The 20,181-nt window shown below is 61.5% G+C and carries 22 protein-coding genes; 4 read left to right on the top strand and 18 right to left on the bottom strand.

The window, feature by feature from the left end; genetic code table 11:
* Positions 1-42 precede the first annotated feature (42 nt).
* From AAIS01_RS18455 to recR, 3 genes are all read left to right on the top strand, one after another.
* Positions 43-381 carry a YbaB/EbfC family nucleoid-associated protein gene (locus AAIS01_RS18455; protein ID WP_003183512.1) on the top strand — a complete coding sequence of 113 codons (339 nt, stop codon included), beginning with the start codon at positions 43-45 and terminating at the stop codon, positions 379-381.
* Positions 382-666: 285 nt separating this feature from the next.
* Complete coding sequence (locus tag AAIS01_RS18450; RefSeq protein ID WP_343470127.1) at positions 667-1,701, top strand: NADP-dependent oxidoreductase; 1,035 nt, start codon at positions 667-669, stop codon at positions 1,699-1,701.
* Positions 1,702-1,767: 66 nt separating this feature from the next.
* A complete protein-coding gene (gene recR / locus AAIS01_RS18445) occupies positions 1,768-2,370 on the top strand; it encodes a recombination mediator RecR (protein WP_047227281.1) in 603 nt (200 codons plus the stop codon).
* Between the two features lie 123 nt (positions 2,371-2,493).
* On the opposite strand, the gene AAIS01_RS18440 is transcribed toward recR, so the two are convergent.
* The 18 genes from AAIS01_RS18440 to ccoN (AAIS01_RS18355) form a co-directional block, all read right to left on the bottom strand.
* Positions 2,494-3,042 (bottom strand): adenine phosphoribosyltransferase, encoded by a 549-nt coding sequence (locus AAIS01_RS18440; protein WP_041020481.1) that lies wholly within the window; start codon positions 3,040-3,042, stop codon positions 2,494-2,496.
* A gap of 72 nt (positions 3,043-3,114) precedes the next feature.
* Complete coding sequence (fnr, locus tag AAIS01_RS18435) at positions 3,115-3,849, bottom strand: fumarate/nitrate reduction transcriptional regulator Fnr (RefSeq protein WP_214912944.1); 735 nt, start codon at positions 3,847-3,849, stop codon at positions 3,115-3,117.
* Between the two features lie 94 nt (positions 3,850-3,943).
* Positions 3,944-5,326, bottom strand: a complete 1,383-nt coding sequence (hemN, locus tag AAIS01_RS18430) for an oxygen-independent coproporphyrinogen III oxidase (RefSeq protein WP_343470126.1) — start codon at positions 5,324-5,326, stop codon at positions 3,944-3,946.
* A gap of 203 nt (positions 5,327-5,529) precedes the next feature.
* Positions 5,530-6,213 (bottom strand): sulfite exporter TauE/SafE family protein, encoded by a 684-nt coding sequence (locus AAIS01_RS18425; RefSeq protein ID WP_343470125.1) that lies wholly within the window; start codon positions 6,211-6,213, stop codon positions 5,530-5,532.
* Entirely contained in the window at positions 6,206-6,424 is a 219-nt protein-coding gene (gene ccoS, locus AAIS01_RS18420; RefSeq protein ID WP_343470124.1) for a cbb3-type cytochrome oxidase assembly protein CcoS, read from the bottom strand. The genes AAIS01_RS18425 and ccoS overlap by 8 nt, the downstream gene beginning before the upstream one ends.
* Positions 6,425-6,448: 24 nt before the next feature.
* A complete protein-coding gene (locus AAIS01_RS18415; RefSeq protein WP_343470123.1) occupies positions 6,449-8,899 on the bottom strand; it encodes a heavy metal translocating P-type ATPase in 2,451 nt (816 codons plus the stop codon).
* Positions 8,900-9,062: 163 nt separating this feature from the next.
* The gene (locus AAIS01_RS18410; RefSeq protein WP_047227181.1) at positions 9,063-9,602 is read right to left on the bottom strand and encodes a FixH family protein; all 540 of its coding nucleotides are present in this window, start codon (positions 9,600-9,602) and stop codon (positions 9,063-9,065) included.
* Positions 9,603-9,613: 11 nt separating this feature from the next.
* Entirely contained in the window at positions 9,614-11,029 is a 1,416-nt protein-coding gene (ccoG, locus tag AAIS01_RS18405; protein WP_343470121.1) for a cytochrome c oxidase accessory protein CcoG, read from the bottom strand.
* 586 nt (positions 11,030-11,615) lie between these two features.
* Positions 11,616-12,026 (bottom strand): type II toxin-antitoxin system VapC family toxin, encoded by a 411-nt coding sequence (locus AAIS01_RS18400; RefSeq protein WP_343470119.1) that lies wholly within the window; start codon positions 12,024-12,026, stop codon positions 11,616-11,618.
* Positions 12,026-12,280: a type II toxin-antitoxin system Phd/YefM family antitoxin gene (locus tag AAIS01_RS18395; RefSeq protein WP_060738429.1), complete on the bottom strand. Its 255-nt coding sequence runs from the start codon at positions 12,278-12,280 to the stop codon at positions 12,026-12,028. The genes AAIS01_RS18400 and AAIS01_RS18395 overlap by 1 nt, the downstream gene beginning before the upstream one ends.
* A 148-nt stretch (positions 12,281-12,428) precedes the next feature.
* Positions 12,429-13,412, bottom strand: a complete 984-nt coding sequence (gene ccoP, locus AAIS01_RS18390) for a cytochrome-c oxidase, cbb3-type subunit III (protein WP_343470118.1) — start codon at positions 13,410-13,412, stop codon at positions 12,429-12,431.
* Entirely contained in the window at positions 13,409-13,594 is a 186-nt protein-coding gene (locus tag AAIS01_RS18385) for a CcoQ/FixQ family Cbb3-type cytochrome c oxidase assembly chaperone (protein ID WP_003183474.1), read from the bottom strand. Before AAIS01_RS18385 ends, ccoP (AAIS01_RS18390) begins: the two co-directional genes overlap by 4 nt.
* 5 nt (positions 13,595-13,599) lie before the next feature.
* Positions 13,600-14,208 (bottom strand): cytochrome-c oxidase, cbb3-type subunit II, encoded by a 609-nt coding sequence (ccoO, locus tag AAIS01_RS18380; protein WP_014339380.1) that lies wholly within the window; start codon positions 14,206-14,208, stop codon positions 13,600-13,602.
* Entirely contained in the window at positions 14,208-15,650 is a 1,443-nt protein-coding gene (gene ccoN / locus AAIS01_RS18375) for a cytochrome-c oxidase, cbb3-type subunit I (protein WP_343470116.1), read from the bottom strand. Before ccoN (AAIS01_RS18375) ends, ccoO (AAIS01_RS18380) begins: the two co-directional genes overlap by 1 nt.
* A 482-nt stretch (positions 15,651-16,132) precedes the next feature.
* Entirely contained in the window at positions 16,133-17,086 is a 954-nt protein-coding gene (gene ccoP / locus AAIS01_RS18370) for a cytochrome-c oxidase, cbb3-type subunit III (protein WP_343470114.1), read from the bottom strand.
* Entirely contained in the window at positions 17,083-17,286 is a 204-nt protein-coding gene (locus AAIS01_RS18365) for a cbb3-type cytochrome oxidase subunit 3 (protein ID WP_092403069.1), read from the bottom strand. Before AAIS01_RS18365 ends, ccoP (AAIS01_RS18370) begins: the two co-directional genes overlap by 4 nt.
* Positions 17,287-17,290: 4 nt before the next feature.
* On the bottom strand, positions 17,291-17,899 hold the full coding sequence (gene ccoO / locus AAIS01_RS18360; RefSeq protein ID WP_343470111.1) for a cytochrome-c oxidase, cbb3-type subunit II: 609 nt from the start codon (positions 17,897-17,899) through the stop codon (positions 17,291-17,293).
* Between the two features lie 10 nt (positions 17,900-17,909).
* Positions 17,910-19,334, bottom strand: coding sequence for a cytochrome-c oxidase, cbb3-type subunit I (gene ccoN / locus AAIS01_RS18355; RefSeq protein ID WP_092403073.1), 1,425 nt, complete (start codon positions 19,332-19,334; stop codon positions 17,910-17,912).
* Positions 19,335-19,430: 96 nt separating this feature from the next.
* Here ccoN (AAIS01_RS18355) and AAIS01_RS18350 point away from each other — a divergent pair, with 96 nt between their 5' ends.
* Positions 19,431-20,117, top strand: a complete 687-nt coding sequence (locus tag AAIS01_RS18350; protein ID WP_343470110.1) for an alpha/beta family hydrolase — start codon at positions 19,431-19,433, stop codon at positions 20,115-20,117.
* The last annotated feature ends 64 nt before the right edge of the window (positions 20,118-20,181 follow it).

Raw genomic sequence — 20,181 nt, 5'->3', positions numbered from 1 at the left:
GCCGGGCGCGGTGTTTATCCAAGTACTTTCGAGGTGATTCCCATGATGAAAGGTGGCATGGCCGGCCTGATGAAGCAGGCGCAGCAAATGCAGGAAAAAATGGCCAAGATGCAGGAAGAACTGGCCAACGCCGAAGTCACCGGCAAGTCCGGCGGCGATATGGTGACCGTGGTCATGACCGGCCGCCACGACATCAAGCGTGTCAGCATCGATCCGAGTGTGGTCGAAGGCCTGAGCGAAGACGACAAGGAAATGCTCGAAGCCCTGTTCGCCGCCGCCGTCAATGACGCAGTGCGCAAGATCGAAGCCAACAGCCAGGACAAAATGTCCGGCATGACCGCTGGCATGCAACTGCCGCCGGGCATGAAACTGCCGTTCTGACTCGCCATCCCGATCGGGATGGGCTACACACAATGCCAGGCATCGCGCCTGGCATTTTTGTTTGTGTTCGGGAAATGTGGTGTCTGTACGATTGCTTTCGCGGGCAAGCTCGCTTCCACACTGTCCCAGGAGGGACATCAATATCTATGTCCACCACAGTCCCCTGTGGGAACGGGCTTGCTCGCGAAAGCGGCGCCGCGGTCCAACGGCAAAAACATCGAACACACCCCATTCAAAAGAGTCTGCTTCCTATAGGTCCCACTCAACGATCAAGGAGACGCTTCCATGTCACAAGCATCGACCACCCACCAGCGCATCGTCCTCGCCTCCCGCCCCACAGGTGCCCCCACCCCGGACAACTTTCGTCTGGAGCAGGTGACGTTGCCGGAGCTGGAGGAGGGGCAGATCCTGCTCAAGACGTTGTTTCTCTCATTGGACCCTTACATGCGTGGGCGCATGAGTGATGCACCTTCCTACGCCGCGCCGGTGGAAATCGATGAGGTGATGACCGGTGGTGCTGTCAGCCGGGTCGAGCGTTCGATGCATCCGAAGTTTCAGGAGGGGGATCTGGTGGTGGGCGCTACGGGGTGGCAGAGCCACACGGTCAGCGATGGCCGCAATGTCATTCCGATCCCATCCGGGCTGCCCAGCCCGTCGATGGCGCTGGGTGTGCTGGGCATGCCGGGCATGACCGCGTACATGGGCTTGATGGAGATCGGTCAGCCCAAGACCGGGGAAACTCTGGTGGTCGCGGCGGCCTCGGGTGCAGTCGGCTCGGTGGTCGGCCAGGTGGCGAAGATCAAGGGCCTGCGGGTGGTCGGTGTGGCCGGCGGCCCCGAGAAATGCAAGTACGTGGTCGACGAGTTGGGGTTCGACGCCTGTGTCGATCACAAGCGCGATGACTTTGCCGAGGCACTGGCCCGGGCTTGCGACAAGGGCATCGACATCTATTACGAAAACGTCGGTGGCAAGGTGTTCGACACCGTGGTGCCGCTGCTCAACGCCAAGGCGCGCATTCCACTCTGTGGCCTGATCGCGTCCTACAACGAGCATGAAGCCCCGAGTGGTCCGGATCGCTTGCCGCAATTGCAGCGCACCTTGCTGACCAAACGCGTACGGATCCAGGGGTTTATCGTGTTCGACGACTTCAGTGGCCGTCAGCCGGAGTTCATCAGCGCGATGGCGCCTTGGGTGCGCGACGGCAAGGTCAAGTTCCGCGAAGACATGGTCGATGGCCTTGAGAATGCGCCTCAGGCCTTTATCGGTCTGCTGGAAGGGCGCAACTTCGGCAAGTTGGTGGTCCGGGTGGCGCAGGATTGAGTATTTGACGCTAATCGGAGGCGCGGGTATAAACCGCGTCTCGTTGTTATGTCGGACATTTCCACCATGAGCTTCAGCCCTTTGATTCGCCAACTGATCGACGCCCTGCGAACTTTGCCGGGTGTGGGTCAGAAAACTGCTCAGCGCATGGCGTTGCAATTGCTTGAGCGTGATCGCAGCGGCGGCTCGCGTCTGGCTCTGGCCCTGAGTCAGGCCATGGAGGGGGTCGGGCATTGCCGCTTATGCCGCACCCTCACGGAAGACGACCTTTGCCCACAATGCGCCGACCCGCGTCGGGACGACAGCCTGCTGTGCGTCGTGGAAGGTCCCATGGATGTGTACGCCGTGGAGCAGACCGGTTTTCGCGGGCGCTATTTCGTGCTCAAGGGGCATTTGTCTCCGCTCGACGGCCTGGGGCCGGAAGCCATCGGCATTCCGCAGCTGATGGCGCGGATTGAAGAGGCCGGTACTTTCACGGAAGTCATCCTCGCCACCAACCCGACGGTCGAAGGCGAAGCCACCGCCCACTACATTGCCCAACTGCTGAACAACAAGGGCCTGATCGCCTCACGCATCGCCCATGGTGTGCCGCTGGGTGGCGAGCTGGAACTGGTGGACGGCGGGACGCTGGCGCATTCGTTTGCCGGGCGCAAACCGATCGCGTTGTAACCGCCACCCAAAAGCCAGTGGGAGCGGGCTTGCTCGCGAAGGCAGTGTGTCAGTCAACATAAGCGTCAGCTGACCCACCGCTTTCGCGAGCAAGCCCGCTCCCACAGGTTCGTCGTTTGCCGGTTATCTTTCGCTCAGCGAAAACTGCGTCAGGCAGAACGTCGGTATCCCCATGTCTTCCAGACGCTGAGAGCCAAGCAACTCCGGCAGGTCGATGATCGCTGCGGCTTCGTGGACTTTGGCGCCCATGCGGCGGATCAGGTTGGCGGCGGCGATCAGCGTGCCGCCGGTGGCAATCAGGTCATCGAACATCACCACCGAATCACCCTCGCACAGGCTGTCGGCGTGGACTTCCAGGAAGGCCTCGCCGTATTCGGTCTGGTAACCCTCGGCCAGCACATCCGCCGGCAGCTTGCCCTGCTTGCGAAATAGCACCAGGGGTTTGTTCAGTTGATAGGCCAGGATCGAGCCGATCAGGAAGCCCCGGGCATCCATCGCGCCGATGTGCGTGAATTCGGCCTCGACATAACGGTGGGCAAAGCTGTCCATCACCAGCCGCAGTGCGGTGGGGGACTGGAACAGTGGGGTAATGTCGCGAAAGATCACGCCCGGCTTGGGGAAGTCGATCACGGGGCGGATCAGGGATTTGATGTCGAAGGAGTCGAAGACCATCGTCTAGTGTCCTGGCAGGCTGCAAACGCCGGAGTATAGCGCGGCAGGACGAACCTCGGGCCGCGCTCCCCATCAGCCGTCGATCGAGCCGCCTGCCAGGGCGCAGAGCTGGATCGGGTCGAGGATATGAATTTCCTTGCCTTCGGCGGCGATCAATTCATTTTGCTGGAAACGGGTGAATACCCGGGACACGGTTTCCACCGCCAGGCCCAGGTAGTTGCCGATTTCGTTACGCGACATGCTCAGCCGGAACTGGTTGGCCGAAAAACCGCGGGCACGGAAACGTGCCGAGAGGTTGACCAGGAACGTGGCGATGCGTTCGTCGGCGGTTTTCTTCGAGAGCAGCAGCATCATTTGCTGATCGTCGCGGATCTCCCGACTCATGACCCGCATCAACTGACGCCGCAGTTGCGGCAGTTGCAAGGCCAGCTCGTCCAGGCGATCAAAGGGGATCTCGCACACCGAGGTGGTTTCCAGCGCCTGGGCCGAGACCGGATGGCTCTCGGTGTCCATGCCCGACAGACCCACCAGTTCACTGGGCAGGTGAAAGCCGGTGAGCTGCTCTTCGCCGCCATCGCTCAGATTGAAGGTTTTCAAGGCGCCCGAGCGCACGGCATAGACGGAATCGAAGGTGTCACCCTGGCGAAACAGGAATTCACCTTTTTTCAACGGTCGGCCTCGTTTAACGATGTCGTCTAGCGCATCCATATCCTCCAGATTCAACGAAAGTGGCAGGCAGAGGGGGGCCAGGCTGCAGTCCTTGCAATGGGCCTGGTTGTGAGCGCGCAGTTTGACTGGCTCGGACATTTCTTAAATCCTTGTGGGAAAACACACATAAGCCGTAAGGGTAACCCAGCGCAGGTACTCCGGCCAGTGGGCTTTCGTCGTCAAATTGTCGCGCTCAGACGACCCGGGAGAAGCGCTGTCGATTGTGTCCGTCCAGATAGGCATCAAAAACCATGCACACTGATCGCACCAGCAGGCGCCCAGCGGGCAGTATCTTGATGTGGGTGCTGTTTAATTCAATGAGCCCGTCCTCGGCCATCCCTTGTAGTTGTGGCCACACCGGGGCGAAGTAACCGCGAAAATCGATGTTGAACGTTTGCTCGATGTCGGTGAATACCAGATTGAAGCGGCAGATCAACTGCTGGATCACCGCGCGCCGCAGCCGGTCGTCGGCATTGCACAGCAGCCCGCGACTGGTCGCCAGTTGACCGTCGGCCAGGGTGTTCTGGTAATGGTTCAGGTCGCTGCTGTTCTGGCAGTACAAATCGCCGATCTGGCTGATGGCCGACACGCCAAGACCGATCAGGTCGCAGTGACCATGAGTGGTATAGCCTTGGAAGTTGCGTTGCAGGGTGGCGTCTTCTTGGGCAATCGCCAGTTCGTCGTCGGGCAGGGCAAAGTGGTCCATGCCGATATAGCGATAACCCGCCGCGGTCAGTTGTTCGATGGTGCCTTGCAGCATCGCCAGCTTCTGCGCCGGATTGGGCAGGTCCTGGCTGTTGATGCGGCGTTGGGGCATGAAGCGTTCCGGCAAGTGGGCGTAGTTGAACACCGAAAGCCGGTCCGGCTGCAGATGGATGACTTCCTGGACGGTGCGGGCGAAGTTTTCCGGGGTCTGTTTGGGCAGCCCGTAGATCAGGTCGATGTTGATCGAACGGAACTGCAAGGTCCGGGCGGCTTCGATCACCGCGCGGGTTTCTTCCAGGCTTTGCAGGCGATTGACGGCGCGCTGCACGGCCGGGTCAAGGTCTTGCAGGCCTATGCTGACCCGGTTGAAACCCAGTTCCCGCAGCAGACCCATGGTGGACCAGTCGGCTTCCCGGGGATCGATTTCGATACTGTAGTCGCCGCCATTGTCCTCCAGCAGGTTGAAGTGTTGGCGCAACCTCGCCATCAACTGGCGCAATTCGTCATGGTTGAGGAACGTCGGGGTGCCGCCGCCCAGGTGCAACTGCTCAACGCGCTGGGAAGGGTCCAAATGGCAGCCGATCAGTTGGATCTCCTGCTCCAGGCGTTGCAGATAGGCATGGGCGCGGCTGCGGTCCTTGGTGATGACTTTGTTGCAGGCGCAGTAGTAGCAAATGTTCGCGCAGAACGGCACATGCACATACAGCGACAGTGGCTTCAGGGCCTTGCGGCTCTCGCGCAGGGCGTGGAGCAGGTCGAAGGTCCCTACCTGGCTACCGAATTGCGCCGCAGTCGGGTACGAGGTGTAGCGGGGCCCCGCCAGATCGTAGCGGCGGATCAGGTTTGAGTCCCAATGAATGGCGTTGAGCATGCGGGCGTTCCCCGGATAGGCAGGCATGGGCGCGAGTCTAGGGAAGTGGGCGTGGGGGCGTGTTGATTTGCGTCAACGGGCGTGGGGCTGGGGGGCTCATCGCGAGCAAGCTCGCTCCCACAGGGGTTTGCGGTGTTCATGAGATGTGGGGTAAGCCGCGATCCAGTGTGGGAGCGAGCCTGCTCGCGATGGCGGCGACTCGGTCAATGCCCCATGAGCCAATGCTGATGCGGTCCTGGCAGGGTCCAGACGCCAAAGACAATCACCAGCAAGCCACCGGCCATGCGCACGCTGCGTTTGCGCAACAGGGCGGTGATGCGTTCGGCGGCCATGCCGGTGGCGAGCAACACCGGCCAGGTGCCGAGGCCGAAGGCGAGCATCAGCAACGCGCTGTCCAGCGCATCGCCCTGGCTGGCCGACCAGAGCAGGGTGCTGTAGACCAACCCGCACGGCAACCAGCCCCAGAGCGCGCCGAGCAGCAAGGCTCGGGGCAGGCTCGACACCGGCAGCAAACGGTTGGCCACGGGCTGGATATGCCGCCACAGGCCACGACCGACACCTTCGATGCGGGTCAGCCCGCTCCACCAGCCCGCCAGGTACAGGCCCATGGCGATCAACAGCAGCCCGGCCAACACGCGCATGACCATCGCCGCCGGGCTATTGGCCACGGCCCAGCCGGCCAGGCCGATCAGTAACCCTGCAGTGGCGTAACTCAGAATCCGCCCCAGGTTGTAGGCCAGCAGCAACCGAAAGCGCCGGCTACGCTGTTCCTTGGGAATTGCCAGGGTCAGCGCACCCATCAGGCCGCCGCACATCCCCAGGCAATGCCCGCCGCCCAATAAACCCAGGATGAGCGCCGAGACCAACAGTGGCGCCAGATCAAGCATGGGGCGGGGCCTTGTCGTCCGGATGGCGGGGCTCGCCGCTGGCTTCGTCCACCGCCGCCTTGTGGTTCGGATCCTGATCGTCGAACAGAATGCTGTGGGCCGGACCGTCGAGGTCGTCGTACTGCCCGCTGTCCACGGCCCAGAAGAAGATGTAGACGGCGATGGCCACGATCAGCAGTGCGGCCGGTATCATCACGTAAAGAGCTGGCATGTCGGAACTCCATGCCCGCGCGGCTCAGGCCGGCAGCGGGCGGGTATCGGGCGAGGCATCGAAAACCTGCGTCTTGGGCTGGCGAGTCAGCCTCAGCGCATTCAACACCACGGTCAGCGAACTGATGGACATGCCGATCGCGGCCCACACCGGCGTAATCCAGCCGAGGGCGGCGAACGGCAACATGAGGCCATTGTACAGGGCTGCCCAGACCAGGTTCTCAATGATCACCCGCCGTGTACGCCGGGCCAGGCTGAAGGCGTGGATCAGGGCGTCGAGACGGTTGGACAGCAGCACCGCATCGGCGCTGGTCTTGGCAAGATCGGTGGCCGAGCCCATGGCGACACTGATGTCCGCCGCTGCCAGCACCGGCACGTCGTTCACCCCGTCGCCGAGCATCAGCACCTTGCGGCCCTGCTGATGCAGCTGTTGCAACACAGCCAGTTTATCGTCCGGGCGCAAACCGCCCCGGGCTTCATCGATGCCCAGGTCGGCGGCGACACTGGCGACCATGGGCGAACTGTCGCCCGACAGCAGCAGGGTGCGCCAGCCCCGGGCTTTGCAAGCGGCCAGTAAAGCTGGAGCGTCGGCGCGCAGGCGGTCATCGAGGACGAACCAGGCCAGCGGACCGATATCATCTCCCAGCAGCAACCATTGTCCGGGTTCATCCGGCATCACCGGCACCGCCGCGCCACTGAGTTCGCAGACAAAACCGGGATGGCCAATGCGCAGGCGTTGTTCGCCCACCAGGCCTTCGAGTCCCAGCCCCGGCGTGCTCTGTACTTGCTCGGCGGCCAGTGGCGCGCGGCCGAAGGCACGGGCGATGGGGTGCTCGGAGCGATTTTCCAGGGCGGCGGCCAGACCCAGGCATCGATCACTGTCCAAGGCCGTCAGCGTTCGAATGGCGCGCAACGCCAGACGCCCTTCGGTGAGGGTGCCGGTCTTGTCGAAAATCACCGTATCGATTTGGTTCAGGCCCTCCAGCACATGGCCGCGAGTCAGCAACAGGCCAAGCTTGTGCAGCGTGCCGGTGGCGGCGGTCAGCGCGGTGGGCGTGGCCAGGGACAGTGCGCAAGGGCAGGTGGCGACCAGCATCGCCAGCACGATCCAGAAGGCGCGAGAGGCATCCAGCTGCCACCACAGCACACCGATGGCCGCCGCGGCGACCAGGGAGAACAGCAGGAACCATTGGGCGGCGCGGTCGGCGATTTCCGCCAGCCGCGGCTTCTCGGCCTGGGCCCGTTCCAGCAACCGGACGATGGCTGACAGTCGGGTGTCTTGCCCCAGTGCCAGGACCTGGACCGTCAATGCGCCCTCCACGTTAAGCGTGCCAGCGGTCACCGTGTCGCCCACTTGACGAGGTTGTGGCAGGTATTCGCCGGTCAGTAGCGATTCGTCGACGCTGGACTGACCGTCGAGAATTCTGCCGTCGGCTGGCAGGACCGCGCCGGGATGCACCAGCACCCGGTCACCGGTGCGCAGTTCGCTGAGCAGGATCCGTTCGCTCTGGCCGTTGTCCTCCAGGCGCAGGCACGAGGCCGGCAGCAGGTTGACCAGTTGAGCGGTGGCGGCTGCGGTGCGCTCCCGGGCGCGGCGTTCCAGGTAGCGACCGGCCAGAAGGAACAATGCGAACATGCCCACGGCATCGAAATACAGCTCGCCGACGCCGGTGACGGACGTCCAGATCCCGGCGACGTAGGCGCCGCCAATGGCCAGGGACACCGAAACGTCCATGGTCAGATGCCGGGTGCGCAGGTCGCGCATCGCGCCCTTGAAGAACGGCGCACAGCTATAGAAGACGATGGGTGTGGTGAGGAACAGCGCGACCCAGCGCAGGATGGTGTGCATCTCCGGGCTCAGGTCGATGTTGAATTCCGGCCAGGTGGCCATGGTCGCCATCATCGCTTGGAACCAGAGCAAACCGGCGACACCCAATTGGCGCAGGGCCAGGCGATTTTGCGCGGCCAGTTGTTCGCTGGCCTGGTCGGCCTGGTAGGGATGGGCGACGTAGCCGATCTGGCGCAGTTCGGCCAGCAAGGTGCTCAGCGGTAATTGAGCGTCGGCCCAGCTCACGTGCAGGCGGTGATTGGACAGGTTCAGCCGCGCCTCGGCCACGGCCGGCAGGCTGCGCAGGTGTTTTTCGATCAGCCAGCCGCAGGCGGCGCAACTGATGCCTTCGATCAGCAGGGTGGCTTCGGCCAGCTCGTCTTCATGGCGCACGAACGACCGCTGCACGTCCGGGCGGTCGTACAGCGCAAGCTCATCGGTCAACTGGACCGGCAGGGTTTCGGGGTTGGCCGATGCTTCGCTGCGATGCTGGTAATAGCTTTCCAGGCCTCCGGCGACGATGGCCTCGGCCACCGCCTGGCAGCCCGGGCAGCACAGCTCACGGGTTTCACCCAGGACAACGGCGGTGAAGCGACTGCCCGGGGGGACGGGCAGGGCGCAGTGGTAGCAAGGCTGTGGAGTGGTCATGGTTGTCGCTATGAAGGCCTTTGTGGCGAGGGAGCTTGCTCCCGCTCGGCTGCGAAGCAGTCGTAATCCTGGAACTCAATATGCCTGAAAGGAGTGTCAGGCCAAAAGACAGGGCCGCTTCGCAGCCCGGCGGGAGCAAGCTCCCTCGCCACAGGAAAGCAGCTTATTTTTTCAGGTCTTCAGCGCCTTGCAGCGGTTCATCGCCGAGCAGGATGGCCTGGTCATGGTTGATCTGCTCTTCTTCGAACAGGCGCCAGGTCTTGTCGTTCTCGACCCCCAGCAATTCGACGAAGCGCCGACCTTCGATCTTGTCCGTCAACTGGCCGACATACCGGCCCGGTTCGCTGTCGTTGCGGGTCAGGACGATCTTGCGGTCCTTCTCCGGCTGGGTGGGCGAGATCAGGCTCAGTTCCAGGGTCTGGGGCCGGCTGTCACCGCTCAGGCGCAGATTGACTTCGCCGGTGACGTCATCCAGTTGTACGTTGGCATGTAACTGCAAGGTCTGGCCCAGCAGTTCGCGCTCCAGGGAGCGGTTGATGCCTTTGCCGGCTTCGTAGTAATTGTCGTTGACCAGATTGTCCGGGTTGTTCACGGCGATGGTCACCATGGTCAGGCTCAGCGTCACCGAGCAGGCCAGGATCGCAATGATGATCCACGGCCAGAGATGCTTGTACCAAGGGCTGGTGGCGGTTGCTGCAGGCATGTTCAGTTCTCTCAACGAATTTGTGGGCCGATGAACCGGCTTTTGGCTTCAACATGAACGCTGTCGTCATCGGCATCCTTGAGGATGAACGTCACCTCGTTGGTGCTCGACGGCAGTTGGTCCGGTGCGCTGGACAGTTCTACCGGCTGGGTGAAGATCTCACCGGCCGCGACCTTGATTTCCCGGCGTCCCTGGAGCTTGAGATCCGGCAGGCCGGAGGCCTCCAGCACGTATGTATGATCGCGCTGGTCCTTGTTCATGATCTTGAGGCTGTAGACGTTCTCGATCCGGCCTTCGGCGTTCTCGCGGTACAGCACACGGTCCTTGCTGACGTCGAAACCCACCAGCGAACGCATGAAGAACGCGGTCACCAACAGGCTGATCATTGCCAGCAGCACCAGGGCATAACCGATCAGGCGTGGGCGCAGTTTATGGGTTTTCTGCCCCGAGAGGTTATGTTCGGTGGTGTAACTGATCAGCCCGCGCGGATAATCCATCTTGTCCATGATGTTGTCGCAGGCGTCGATGCACGCCGCGCAGCCGATGCATTCAATCTGCAGGCCATCGCGAATGTCGATACCGGTGGGGCAGACCTGGACGCACATGGTGCAGTCGATGCAGTCCCCCAGGCCCAGGGCTTTGTAGTCAACGCCCTTTTTGCGCGGGCCACGGCTTTCGCCGCGACGCGGGTCGTAGGAAACGATCAGGGTGTCCTTGTCGAACATCACGCTTTGGAAACGAGCGTAAGGGCACATGTAGATGCACACCTGCTCGCGCAGCCAACCGGCGTTGCCGTAAGTGGCGAGAGTGAAGAAGCCGACCCAGAAATACGACCAGCCATCGGCCTGGCCGGTAAAAAATTCGAACACCAGTTCGCGAATCGGCGTGAAATAGCCGACGAAGGTCATGCCGGTCACAAAACCGATCAGCAACCACAGGCTGTGCTTGGCCGCCTTGCGCAGGAATTTGTTCCCGCTCATGGGCGCCTTGTCGAGCTTGATGCGTTGGTTGCGGTCGCCTTCGGTGACCTTCTCGCACCACATGAAAATCCAAGTCCATACGCTTTGCGGGCAGGTGTAGCCGCACCAGACCCGTCCAGCGTATACCGTGATGAAAAACAGGCCAAAGGCGGCAATGATCAGCAGCCCTGACAGAAGGATGAAGTCCTGGGGCCAGAAGGTCGCGCCGAAAATAAAGAATTTGCGTTCGGGCAGGTTCCACCAGACAGCCTGGTGGCCGCCCCAATTCAACCAGACCGTGCCGAAATACAGCAGGAACAAAAAACCACCGCCGACCATCCGCAAGTTGCGGAACAGGCCGGTGAAGGCGCGTGTGTAGATTTTTTCCCGAGAGGCATACAAGTCAACGCTTTTGCTCGCGTCTTTGGCAGGCGGGGTGACGTCATGTACCGGAATCTGGTTACTCATCAGAATGCATCCCACGGCAGTGGAAAAGTGCCGGGGTCAGTACGTGCCAACCACGGTCAGAAAGGGTATTGCAGTGGCGCAATGATACGCCTGTAGGTCTAGTCCAAGGGTGCGACCTTTGGTCGCGTTGGGGCTCTGCGCAGAATGGTGTAGCGGATGTAACAAGTCATGACCCAGATCAATTGACTATAGACATTCCATGGCGTTGGCGAAAAAACCAAAGGCCTGGCAACTCGTTCGACAGGCGCGCTTGCTTGATTTGTGCCGGTATCGTGGATCGACGTAAAGGCGCAAAGATGATGAGGGAGTGCTATGTCGGCAAACGTGATCTGAGAGTGGTTGCTACTGGCGGTACAAGATGTTGTAGAACGAGGTTTGCTCGTTTTTGATAAAGGAAAGACCCTGCCACTTCCAGCACGCCGCCGAGAATGTCAGCCATCATCGATGTGTGGTTCAGTGCATCGCCCAGGCGAGCGGCCCAGAGCGCGTCAGACATGCCGGGGGCTCATCGTTGGGCGCTGAAGTGTTTCGATGTCCATTGCGCCTATCTCCTTGGCGATAATTGAGGGTCCGTCGCGACGTTATATTAGCTCGACCATGGATTGAGCAAGGCCACGCCGCTGCTTTGGAAATCAGTCACATTGCGGGTGACCACGATCAGGCCATGGACCAGTGCGGTGGCGGCAATCAGTGCATCGCATTCATTGCTGCGATCCGGTACGTGCAGGCGAGCGCAGCGCAGCGCCACGGCGCGGTCGACCGCCAGGATTCTTCCGGCGAATGCGGGCATGACGTGGTTATCCAGCCATGCGCGCAGGTGGCTGCCTTGCGTCGGGTCTTTGCGCTCGAAGCGCAACACGCCGGTTTCCAATTCCAATACGGTAATCGCCGAGACGTAAAGGCTGGGGGCGGGCACGCTACGCGCCCAGGCCTGTACGTTTTTATCGGCATGGGGCTTGCGCAGTTCCGAGATGACGTTGGTGTCGAGCAGGTACATCAGGACAGGTCCACCGGTCGAGGAGAGATGACGGCACGTTCGGTATCGAAATCAATATCCGGCGTGTCGGGCATGACCAGCAACTCGACAATGCTGGTGCCGATGCCGGTCAGTTTCTGGTACTCCTCAATGCTTAGCAGCACATGGGCCGGCTTGCCACGGTCGGTGATGATGACCGGCCCCTGGCGGGTGGCTTTTTTGGCACCACTTGTGTCGTGGTTGAATTCGCGGCTGGAAATAGTGGTGATGGACATGGCGGCGTCCTCAATAGAACTGAATGTAGGCACGTTACTACCGCTGCTGATTGCGGGCAAGATAAAACAATTTCGTCTCATCGCACCGGCAAACAAAAGGCCCCGTCAACGTGAGTTGACGGGGCCTTTGGTACATCAGGCGTTGGCGTTACTGGGCGTCAGCCGCGGGCGCTTTTTCACCGTGAGAGAGGCTGTAGACGTAGGCAGCCAGCAGGTGGACCTTGTCGTTACCCTGCAGATCGGCCTGGGCAGGCATCTGGCCCTGGCGACCGTAACGGATGGTCTGCTGCAACTGAGCGAAGCTCGAACCGTAGATGAACCCGGCCGGGTGCGTCAGGTCAGGTGCGCCCATGGCAGGCGTGCCCTTGCCGGCTGGACCGTGGCAGGCCACGCAGTTGGCCGCGAACAGCTTCTGGCCGTTGGCCGGATCGGCCTTGGCGCCTTCCGGCAGTTTACGGCCGTGCAAGCTGGTCACCACGTAGGCGGAGACGTCGGCGACACCTTGCTCGCCAACCACGGCAGCCCAGCCCGGCATCACCGCATGACGACCGCCCATGATGGTGGTCTTGATGGTTTCCGGCTCGCCACCCCAGCGCCAGTCGGCGTCGGTCAGGTTCGGGAAGCCATAGGCACCCTTGGCGTCGGAACCGTGGCAGACCGAGCAGTTGGAGGCGAACAGGCGGCCACCCATCTTCAGGGCTTGCGGGTCCTTGGCGACTTCTTCAATCGGCATGGAAGCGAACTTGGCGAAGATCGGGCCGAATTTGGCGTCCGAACGAGCCATTTCCTTTTCCCACTCATGAACGCCGGTCCAGCCGGTCTGGCCATTGGCGAAAGGGGTCTGCTTTTCGGTGTCCAGGTAGTTATACCCCGGCAGCAGGCCTTTCCAGTTGCCCAGGCCCGGGTAGAGCACCAGATAACCCAAGGCGAAGATAATGGTGCCCACGAACAACATGAACCACCATTTAGGCAGTGGGTTGTCGTACTCTTCGATGCCATCGAACGAGTGACCGACAGTCTCCTCCGTTTGTTCGGCGCGCTGGCCCTTACGGGTCGACAGCAGCAGCCAGGTCAGGGCGAAGATCGTACCCAGACTGAGGACTGTGACGTACAGACTCCAGAACGTAGTCATTCTTTGTTACTCCTAGAAGCTTGCTCGACGTGCTTGATGGCTTCGGGATCATCCGCGAACGGCAGCAAGGTCGCGTCGTCAAACTCCGACTTGCGCTTGGGGCTGAACACCCACAACGCCAGACCGATAAAGGCCACCATCACGACGACGGTGCCCAGGCCACGAATCATCCCGATATCCATCTAAATCACCGTTTGCTTTTGATGATGGTGCCCAGGCCTTGCAGATAGGCCACCAGCGCGTCCATTTCAGTCTTGCCCTTCACGGCATCCTTGGCACCGGCGATGTCTTCGTCGGTGTAAGGCACGCCCAGGGTACGCAAGACTTCCATTTTCTTGGCGGTGTCTTTGCCGTCGAGCTTGTTTTCTACGAGGAACGGGTAAGCCGGCATTTTCGACTCAGGCACTACGTTGCGCGGGTTGTACAGGTGCGCACGCTGCCAGTCGTCGGAGTAACGACCGCCCACACGGGCCAGGTCCGGGCCGGTACGCTTGGAACCCCACAGGAACGGGTGGTCCCAGACGCTTTCACCGGCGACCGAGTAGTGGCCGTAGCGTTCGGTTTCGGCGCGAAACGGACGGATCATCTGCGAGTGGCAGCCGACACAGCCGTTGGCGATGTAGACGTCGCGACCTTCCAGTTCAAGGGCGGTGCGCGGCTTCATGCCTTCGACCGGCTTGTTGGTCACGTCCTGGAAAAACAGCGGAACGATCTGGGTCAGGCCGCCGATGCTGACGGCGATGACCATGAAGAAGGCCAGCAGGCCGATATTCTTCTCTACTGTTTCGTGCTTCATCAGTGAGCTCCAACTACGGCGATCTTGGCGGCGGCTTCAGCTTCGGCCGGGTCAGAGGCACGAACGGTGCGATACACGTTGTAGGCCATGAACAGCATGCCGCTGGCGAAGAACGCGCCGCCCAGGGCTCGGACGATGAAACCAGGGTGGCTGGCTTGCAGCGCTTCAACGAACGAGTAGGTCAGGGTGCCGTCGTCGTTGATTGCACGCCACATCAGGCCCTGGGTGATGCCGTTGACCCACATCGAGGCGATGTAGAGCACGGTGCCGATGGTAGCGAGCCAGAAGTGAGTGTTGATCAGCGCGGTGCTGTGCATCTGCGCCCGACCGAACAGTTTCGGGATCATGTGGTAGATCGCGCCGATGGAGATCATCGCCACCCAGCCCAAGGCACCGGCGTGTACGTGGCCGATGGTCCAGTCGGTGTAGTGGCTCAGGGAGTTGACGGTCTTGATGGCCATCATCGGGCCTTCGAAGGTCGACATGCCGTAGAACGCCAGGGAAACCACCAGGAACCGCAGGATCGGGTCGGTGCGCAACTTATGCCAGGCGCCCGAGAGAGTCATCATGCCGTTGATCATGCCGCCCCAGCTCGGAGCCAGCAGGATGATCGACATCGCCATGCCCAGGGACTGTGCCCAGTCCGGCAGCGCGGTGTAGTGCAAGTGGTGCGGACCAGCCCAGATGTACAAGGTGATCAGCGCCCAGAAGTGGACGATGGACAGGCGATAGGAATAGATCGGACGCTCGGCCTGTTTCGGCACGAAGTAATACATCATCCCCAGGAAGCCGGTGGTCAGGAAGAAGCCCACGGCGTTATGGCCGTACCACCACTGGATCATCGCGTCGGTGGCGCCCGAGTAGGCCGAGTAGGACTTGAAGAAACTGACCGGCAGGGACGCGTGGTTGACGATGTGCAGCATGGCGGTGACGACAATGAAGGCACCGTAGAACCAGTTACCGACATAGATGTGCTTGGTCTTGCGCTTGACGATGGTGCCGAAGAACACCAGACCGTAGGTCACCCAGACGATGGCCAGCAGAATAGCCAGGGGCCATTCCAGCTCTGCGTATTCCTTGGTGGTGGTGAAACCCATCGGCAAGGTCACGATCGCACCGACGATGACCGCTTGCCAACCCCAGAAGGTGAAGGCGGCGAGGCTGTCGGAAATCAGTCGCGTTTGGCAGGTTCGCTGCACGACGTAATAGGAAGTGGCAAACAACGCACAACCACCGAAGGCGAAGATCACCAGGTTGGTGTGCAGCGGGCGCAGGCGTCCAAACGTCGTCCATGGCAGATCGAAGTTCAACTCCGGCCAGACCAGTTGCGAGGCGATGAATACACCGAGCCCCATGCCAAGGATCCCCCAGACCACCGTCATGATGGCGAACTGGCGGACTACCTTATAGTTATAAGCAGTCGGACTGATTGCTGTGCTCATTCTAAGGTTCCACGGTTTGGGTGTTTTATTAGGATAAAAATCGGTCGCAAGTATGGAGAAAGCGGGGGGTCATTGCAACGCGCCATGACCTGGGTCAATGCTTTCGAAAGCTGATTCTGCGGCCTTTCCATGCGCGACGTAGGGACAAAATTGGCCCTCGACAAATTGTCGCAGCGAAGGAAAGAGGCGAGGGGGTCGGGTCGGTTGTAACGGGGTGTGTTCCAACACGGCGTTGGGGTCATGGGAGGCCCTTGGCGCAATAGCCGGTATCCACCGGCCTTTGCGGCCTTTTTATCGACCGGATTGTGGGACACATCGGTTCGGATCAACCTGAAACCGGCAGTCGCCAGTGCTCGCTCGGGCAAGCTTAGACCCGATTGCGGGTAACCGAAAGGCGCGTAGAGAAGGGGTGCGACAATGAGTCGCGCAGAGGCACGGAACAGCCGCATCCAGATGGATGCGGCTGTTCGTGTGGTCAGGATTTATTCGCTTTTGCGTTCAGCCTGCAGGCGCTCGGTGCCCGCCGCGTGGGACAGGCTGTAGACATAAGCCGCCAGCAGTTGCACTTTGTCATTGCCGAGCAGCTCACTCTGCGCCGGCATATGGCCCTGGCGGCCATGACGGATGGTCTGTTGCAGTTGCGCCAGGCTGGTGCCGTAGATGAAGCCGGCCGGCAAGGTCAGGTCTGGCGCGCCCATGGCTTCGGTGCCTTTGCCGTTGGCACCGTGGCAGGCGACGCAGGTGGTATTGAACGCTTGCTGGCCGGCTTGCAGGTCGGCGCTGCTGTCTGCCGGCAGCGGCAGGCCCGCCAGATCATGGCGTACATACGCGGCCACGTTCTTGACACCGGCCTCACCCAACACTTCGCCCCAGGCCGGCATCGCGGCCATGCGTCCACCCATGATGGTGGCCTTGATGGTTTCGGCACTGCCGCCCCAGCGCCAGTGGCTGTCGGCCAGGTTCGGGAAGCCGAAGGCACCCTTGGCGTCCGAGCCGTGGCAGACCGAGCAGTTGGAGGCGAACAAACGCCCACCCATCTTCAGTGCCTGCGGGTCCTTGGCGACTTCTTCCAGCGGCATCGCGGCGAACTTGGCGAAGATCGGCCCGAATTTGGCATCGGCCCTGGCCATTTCCTTTTCCCATTCATGGGCGCCGGTCCAGCCATTCTCGTAGCCGGGCAGGATGCCTTTCCAGTTGCCCAGGCCCGGATACAGGACCAGGTAGCCGACGGAAAACACCAAGGTGCCGGCGAACAACAGGAACCACCACTGCGGCAGCGGGTTGTCGTACTCCTCGATGCCGTCGAAGCTGTGGCCCATGGTCTGGTCGACGCTGCCCTTGGTCTCGCCCTTGCGGGTGCCGATCAGCAGCCAGGTCAGACCCATCAGGCTGCCGATGGTCAGTACGCTGATCCACGTACTCCAGAAGGTGGTCATGGCCGGGTGCTCCTTGTTGCGGGGTCTTGGGGGTTGGCGATGTCGGCGGGTGGCTCGTCGGCGAACGGCAGCAGGCGCGCTTCGGCAAATTCCGGGCTGCGCTTGCTGCTGAACACCCACAGGGTCAGGCCGATGAAGGCCACGAACACCACGACCGTGCCCAGGCCGCGGATCATTCCAGTGCTCATTTCAAGGAACATAGGCTCACCTCTTGCTCTTGATGGCAGTGCCGAGCACTTGCAGGTAGGCCACCAGGGCGTCCATCTCTGTCTTGCCCTTGAGGGAGGCCACGCTGGCGCTGATGTCGTCGTCGGTGTACGGCACGCCGAGGGTGCGCATGGCGCGCAGCTTGCCTTCGGTGTGGCTGCTGTCCACCGCTTGGGTCACCAGCCACGGGTAGGCCGGCATCTTCGACTCAGGCACTACGTTGCGCGGGTTGTACAAGTGAGCGCGATGCCAGTCATCGGAGTAACGCGCACCGACCCGGGCCAGGTCCGGCCCGGTGCGCTTGGAACCCCACAGGAATGGGTGGTCCCAGACGCTTTCACCGGCTACCGAATAGTGGCCGTAGCGCTCGGTCTCGGCGCGGAACGGACGAATCATCTGCGAGTGGCAGCCGACGCAGCCTTCGCGGATATAGATGTCACGGCCTTCCAGTTGCAGCGCGGTGTAGGGCTTCATGCCGTCCACCGGTTTGTTGGTCACGTCCTGGAAGAACAGCGGCACGATCTGGGTCAGGCCGCCAATGCTCACGGCCAGGACCATCAGCAGCATCAGCAGGCCGACGTTTTTTTCGATTGTTTCGTGTTTCATGGCGGACTCCTCAAGCCATCTGCGCGGCAGCGGCGGCTTCGTCGGGCTGGTAGGCCCGCACGGTGCGCCAGGTGTTGTAGGCCATCAGCAACATGCCGAAGAGGAAGATTGCCCCGCCCGCCAACCGCACGACGAAGCCAGGGTGGCTGGCCACCAGGGTTTCGACGAAGGAGTAGGTCAGGGTGCCGTCCTCGTTCACCGCACGCCACATCAGGCCCTGGGCGATGCCGTTGACCCACATGGAGGCGATGTACAGCACGGTGCCGATGGTCGCGAGCCAGAAGTGCGCGTTGATCAGGCCGATGCTGTGCATTTGGGGGCGACCGAAGACTTTCGGGATCATGTGATACAGCGCACCGATGGAAATCATCGCCACCCACCCCAAGGCGCCGGCGTGAACGTGACCGATGGTCCAGTCGGTGTAGTGGGAGAGGGCGTTGACGGTCTTGATCGCCATCATCGGGCCTTCAAAGGTCGACATGCCGTAGAACGCCAGGGACACCACCAGGAACCGCAGGATCGGGTCGCTGCGCAATTTATGCCAGGCGCCCGAGAGGGTCATCATGCCGTTGATCATGCCGCCCCAGCTTGGTGCCAGCAGGATCAGTGACATCACCATGCCCAGCGACTGGGCCCAGTCCGGCAGCGCGGTGTAGTGCAGGTGGTGCGGGCCGGCCCAGATGTACAGGGTGATCAGCGCCCAGAAGTGCACGATGGACAAGCGATAGGAATACACCGGACGCTCGGCCTGCTTGGGCACGAAGTAATACATCATCCCCAGGAAGCCTGCGGTGAGGAAGAAGCCCACGGCGTTGTGGCCATACCACCATTGCACCATCGCGTCCGTGGCCCCGGCATACACCGAGTAGGATTTGGTGAAGCTCACCGGCAGTTCCAGGTTGTTGACGATGTGCAGGATCGCCACGGTCAGGATGAACCCGCCGAAGAACCAGTTACCGACATAGATGTGTTTGGTGTTGCGCTTGGCCACGGTGCCGAAGAACACGATGGCGTAGGCGACCCAGACGATGGTGATCAGAATGTCGATCGGCCATTCCAGTTCGGCGTATTCCTTGGAGCTGGTGTAGCCCAGCGGCAGGCTGATGGCCGCCAGCAGAATCACCAGTTGCCAGCCCCAGAAGCAGAACGCGGCCAGTTTCGGGGCGAACAATTGAGTCTGGCAGGTGCGTTGCACCGAATAGAACGAACTGGCGAACAGGGCGCAGCCGCCGAAGGCGAAGATCACCGCGTTGGTGTGCAGTGGGCGCAGACGACCGAAGCTGGTCCATGGCAAATCGAAGTTGAGTTGTGGCCAGACCAATTGGGCCGCGAGAAAAACCCCGAGCCCCATGCCGACGATGCCCCACACCACCGTCATAATGGCGAATTGGCGGACCACCTTGTAGTTGTAGGCGGTACTGATAGAAGTGTTCATGGTTCCCCATCCACGGTTCAGCCGAAGTGAGCGCCTGCGCAAGGCAGTGCGGCGTTCTTCGCCTGGAGTTATAGGCAGACTAAAAGCGAGGCAAGCATGGACAAACAGCACAAGGCCAGTATTGATAGAGATCAATGGGCGCGATGTGTGGCCGAACACGGTTGGCTATGGACGGCGGCGCAAGCGGGTGTTGGCGCCGAGCCGCCGACCCTGATCCTGGCCCATGGCGCCGGTGCGCCGATGGACAGCGGGTTCATGAACGAAATGGCCGCGCGGCTTGCCGGGCATGGCATCAACGTGTTGCGCTTCGAGTTTCCCTACATGGCTCAACGACGCCTGGACGGCGGTAAACGTCCGCCGAACCCGGCCCCCAGGTTGCTGGAGTGCTGGCGCGAGGTGCACGCCACGGTGCGGCCTTATGTCGCTGGGCGGCTGGCCATTGGCGGCAAGTCCATGGGCGGGCGCATGGCGAGCCTGCTGGCCGATGAGCTGAAAGCTGATGCCCTGGTGTGCCTGGGGTATCCCTTCTATGCGGTGGGCAAACCGCAGAAGCCGCGGGTCGAGCACTTGGCAGAATTGAAGACCCCGACCCTGATCGTCCAGGGCGAGCGCGATGCCTTGGGTAACCGCGAGGCGGTGCGCGGTTACGTGCTGTCACCGAGTATCGAGGTGATGTGGCTGGGGGCGGGGGATCATGATTTGAAACCGCTCAAGGCCTCGGGGTTTAGCCATGAGCAGCATTTGGAGGCGGCGGCGCAGAAAGTGGCCGGGTTTCTTCTGTAGAATCTGTGTTGCCTGACTGGGCCTCTTCGCGAGCAAGCCCGCTCCCACAGACGAATGCATTCCC

Source organism: Pseudomonas halotolerans, from assembly GCF_039581215.1.
Taxonomy (GTDB): domain Bacteria; phylum Pseudomonadota; class Gammaproteobacteria; order Pseudomonadales; family Pseudomonadaceae; genus Aquipseudomonas; species Aquipseudomonas tehranensis.
The sequence above is the reverse complement of the archived record's forward strand: the minus strand, read 5'-3'. Positions and strand labels throughout refer to the sequence as shown.